Source organism: Klebsiella sp. MS 92-3 (genome assembly GCF_000195655.1).
GTDB classification, from domain to species: Bacteria; Pseudomonadota; Gammaproteobacteria; order Enterobacterales; family Enterobacteriaceae; genus Klebsiella; species Klebsiella pneumoniae.
In genome coordinates this window covers 26,934-30,561 of the sequence record NZ_GL882824.1, presented here as the reverse complement: position 1 = coordinate 30,561, position 3,628 = coordinate 26,934, and the positions used below count along the sequence as shown (strand labels likewise).

The 3,628-nt window shown below is 61.2% G+C and carries 6 protein-coding genes; 2 read left to right on the top strand and 4 right to left on the bottom strand.

Annotated features, from left to right (window positions below; translation table 11 throughout):
• From hypD to hypA, 4 genes are all read right to left on the bottom strand, one after another.
• The coding region (gene hypD, locus HMPREF9538_RS10145) for a hydrogenase formation protein HypD (protein WP_009485511.1) at positions 1–1,035 on the bottom strand (1,035 nt) is incomplete at its 3' end.
• Positions 1,035–1,307: a HypC/HybG/HupF family hydrogenase formation chaperone gene (locus HMPREF9538_RS10150; protein WP_002914934.1), complete on the bottom strand. Its 273-nt coding sequence runs from the start codon at positions 1,305–1,307 to the stop codon at positions 1,035–1,037. The genes hypD and HMPREF9538_RS10150, both read right to left, overlap by 1 nt.
• Positions 1,298–2,170 (bottom strand): hydrogenase nickel incorporation protein HypB, encoded by an 873-nt coding sequence (gene hypB, locus HMPREF9538_RS10155; protein WP_032419948.1) that lies wholly within the window; start codon positions 2,168–2,170, stop codon positions 1,298–1,300. The genes HMPREF9538_RS10150 and hypB overlap by 10 nt, the downstream gene beginning before the upstream one ends.
• A 3-nt stretch (positions 2,171–2,173) precedes the next feature.
• Positions 2,174–2,518, bottom strand: a complete 345-nt coding sequence (gene hypA, locus HMPREF9538_RS10160; protein WP_004145778.1) for a hydrogenase maturation nickel metallochaperone HypA — start codon at positions 2,516–2,518, stop codon at positions 2,174–2,176.
• Positions 2,519–2,727: 209 nt separating this feature from the next.
• On the opposite strand from hypA, the gene hycA reads away from it, so the two are divergent.
• Both hycA and HMPREF9538_RS0127995 read left to right on the top strand, forming a co-directional pair.
• Positions 2,728–3,177 (top strand): formate hydrogenlyase regulator HycA, encoded by a 450-nt coding sequence (hycA, locus tag HMPREF9538_RS10165; protein ID WP_002914925.1) that lies wholly within the window; start codon positions 2,728–2,730, stop codon positions 3,175–3,177.
• A gap of 82 nt (positions 3,178–3,259) precedes the next feature.
• On the top strand, positions 3,260–3,628 hold a 369-nt coding region (locus HMPREF9538_RS0127995; protein WP_032457163.1), incomplete at its 3' end, for a 4Fe-4S binding protein.

Sequence of the window (3,628 nt, the reverse complement as noted above, 5' to 3'; positions counted from 1 at the left end):
GGGGGCGGGGGGGGGGGGGGGGGGGGGCGGTGGGGGCGGTTGCCGGCGCCGGCCCCCCCCCTCGCCGCAGCGGGCGCGCGGGTCGTCGCACACGCGCTGCGGCGCCGGGCGAAAATGCGCCTCGGCATCGAAGCGCTGATAGGCTGGCGTAAGCTGCACGCCGGAGTCGCTGATGACCCCCAGGCCGCGCCATTCGCTGTCGCCATCCAGGCGGAAGACGTCGGCCATCGCCGCCTGCGCCAGCGGGTTGCCCTCATCCGGCACCACGCGACGGTACTGATTTTCCACATCGCTGCGCTGCGCTATTGTCTGCTCAACCAGCATCACCGCGCCTTGCAGTAGATCAAGCGGTTCGAAACCGGCGACCACTAAAGGACGGTGATAGTCGCTGGCGATAAAACCGTAGGCCTCGGTGCCGATCACCATACTGACGTGGCCCGGGGCGAGAAAGGCGTCGATTCCGTTCTCCGGCTGGTCCAGCAGGCTGCGCAGGGTCGGCAGCAGGGTGATGTGCTGGCAGAAAAAGTAGAAGTTATCGACGTTGCGCTCTCGCGCCTGACGCAGGGTCAGGGCGGTAGCGGGCATGGTGGTTTCGAAACCAAGACCAAAAAAGACCACCTCGCGCTGCGGATTTTGCTGCGCCAGCCGCAGAGCGTCCATCGGCGAGTAAACGATGCGGACATCGGCGCCGCGGGCTTTCGCCTGCAGAAGCGAGCCGTTTTTACCCGGCACGCGCATGGCGTCGCCGAAGGTGCAGAAGATCACTCCCGGGCGGCAGGCAATCTCAATGCAGGCGTCGATGCGCCCCATCGGCAGGACGCACACCGGGCAGCCGGGACCATGAATAAATTCGATGTTCTCCGGCAACAGTTGGTCGAGCCCGAATTTAAAAATGGCATGGGTATGGCCGCCGCAGACCTCCATGATGCGCAGCGGTCGCGCGGCGGTGTGCGGCAGCAGACGAGCACGCTGCTGAAGATGGGCCACCAGCTGCATCACCTGTTCGGGGGCGCGGTATTCATCTACGTAACGCATTATCGCTCCTCGCCGTACAGCAGCGCGCCGACGTCCGGCTCCACGTCAAACATATTTTGCAGCGCCTCGAGGGTGTCGCGGGCTTCGGCTTCATTAATGACGCTCATGGCGAAGCCGACGTGCACCAGCACCCACTGGCCGAGCCGCGGCTGGCCCTGCTCATCAACGGCGCCGACCAGCGTCAGGTCGACGTCGCGCTGAATACCGCAAACTTCCACCTTCGCCAGCACGCCGTCGATGGCGCAAATTTGTCCCGGAATGCCTATGCACATCGCTGCGTCTCCAGCCAGGTGAGCCATTGCTCCATGCCTTCGCCGCTGGTGGCGGAGACAAGAATAATTTCAATATGCGGATTGACCTCGCGGGCGCAGGCCAGGCACCGCTCAACGTCGAAATTGAGATACGGCAGCAGGTCGACTTTGTTGATCAGCATCAGGCTGGCGGCGGCGAACATATGCGGATACTTCAGCGGTTTGTCTTCGCCTTCGGTGACCGATAGCACCGCCACCTTATGGCGCTCGCCGAGATCAAAGCTGGCCGGGCAGACCAGGTTGCCGACGTTTTCGATAAACAGAATGCCGCGGTCAGCCAGCGGCAGGCGCGGGGCGGCGTCGGCGATCATCTGGGCGTCGAGATGGCAGCCTTTCCCGGTATTGACCTGAATCGCCGGGGTGCCGGTGGCGCGAATGCGGGCGGCGTCATTGACCGTTTGCTGATCGCCTTCAATCACCGCGCAGTCGGCGCGTCCTTTCAGCCGGGTGAGGGTTTCGGTGAGCAGGGTGGTTTTGCCGGAGCCGGGGCTGGAAACCAGATTCAGCACCAGCTGCTGTTTTGCTGCGAAGCGTGCGCGGTTGCGTGCCGCCAGGCGGTTGTTTTTATCCAGCACGTCGATCTCCACTTCCAGCATTCGCCGCTGGCTCTGCCCCGGGGCGTGGGTACCCGCTTCGCCGTGGCCGTAATGCAGGTCGCCCTCTGGCGTGCGGGTGGGGGCGAAGTGGTCGATTTTGACACCGGTGATGGTCATCGTCTGGCGTGGGGCGGGCGCGAAGGGGGCGCTGCGGAACGCGGAATGCGGGTTTCGTTCGTCTCCTTCAATATAGAGGTTGCCTTCGCCACAGCCGCATGTTGTACACATAATTTACTCCAATTCTAAACGCTGAATCTGTAAGCCGTCATCCGCCACGATCTGCAGCTGGTCGTTATTGCAGTGCGGGCAGCGGCGAACGTGCTGCGAGACAAGATGGACGTACTGCTGACAGCGATCGCACCAGCATTCAGCCTGTTGTTCGGTGATATGCAATTCGCACCCCTCCGCCAGCGTGCCGCGGCAGACCAGCTCAAAGCAGAAGGTCAGGGCGCTGGCTTCCACGCAGGAAAATGCGCCGACCTTAAGCCACACGCCGGTAACCCGCCGCGCGCCGGCCTGCTGCGCCTGTTGTTCAATAATTTCCAGCGCCCGCTGGCTGAGGGTGATTTCGTGCATAGTCGCCTCCGTATCGCGATGCGCCTTCTATGCAATAACGATGCCAGAATGAAATCGTCGTGGCAGTCAATGTCGATGTCGACGCCCCGGGGCTGTCATCGACATGTCGTATCGGCAGAGGTCGATATAAAAACATAGTTAAATCAATTAAATAAAATCTGGCATGAAAAATGCTTAGAGGGTGCATCTCATGCTACGGAGAAACCGATATGACTATTTGGGAAATAAGTGAAAAGGCGGATTACATCGCCGACCGTCACCGGCAGCAGCAGGAGCAGTGGCACATCTACTGTAACTCGCTGGTTCAGGGGATCACCTTGTCGAAGGCCCGCCTGCATCACGCGATGAGCTGCGCGCCGGACAAAGAGCTGTGCTTCGTGCTGTTCGGCCATTTTCAGGTGTTCGTCGCCCTCGCGGAAGGCTTCAACAGCCACACCATCGAGTACTACGTCGAAAACAAAAACGGCGGTGATAAGTATCTGATTGCTCAGGCCACCCTCGCAATGGATGGCACGGTGGACGGCCGCATCAGCAACCGCTCCCGCGACCAGGTGCTGGAGCACTATCTGGCGATTATCGCCACCGTCTATGACCGTCTGTATGACGCCATGGAACAAGACCAACCGGTGGATTTAAGCCATCTGGCGCTGACCCACTGATCGTAAGGTGTCGACACGTGTCGAAAATGACACCTGCGCAACCTGATTTCGTCAAAAATGACTTTCACCCGAGGATGACCCGGTGAACCGTTTTGTAATTGCTGACTCCACTGTCTGTATCGGCTGCCGCACCTGCGAAGCCGCCTGCTCTGAGACGCATCGCCAGCACGGCCTGCAGGCTATGCCGCGGCTGCAGGTGATGCGTAATGAAAAAGAATCGGCACCGCAGATGTGCCACCACTGTGAAGATGCTCCCTGCGCCACCGTCTGCCCGGTTAACGCCATCCAGCGCGTCGATGGCGCGGTCCAGCTCAACGAGAGCCTGTGCGTAAGCTGCAAACTGTGCGGCATTGCCTGCCCGTTCGGCGCCATTGAATTTTCCGGCAGCCGCCCGCTGGATATCCCGGCGAATGCCAATACCCGGCTGGCGCCCCCCCCCCCCCCCCCGCCC

Coding starts and splice junctions, on each gene's coding strand:
- hycA (WP_002914925.1), top strand. CDS start 2,728: ATGACTATTTGGGAAATAAGTGAAAAGGCGGATTACATCGCCGACCGT.
- hypB (WP_032419948.1), bottom strand. CDS start 2,170: ATGTGTACAACATGCGGCTGTGGCGAAGGCAACCTCTATATTGAAGGA.
- HMPREF9538_RS10150 (WP_002914934.1), bottom strand. CDS start 1,307: ATGTGCATAGGCATTCCGGGACAAATTTGCGCCATCGACGGCGTGCTG.
- hypA (WP_004145778.1), bottom strand. CDS start 2,518: ATGCACGAAATCACCCTCAGCCAGCGGGCGCTGGAAATTATTGAACAA.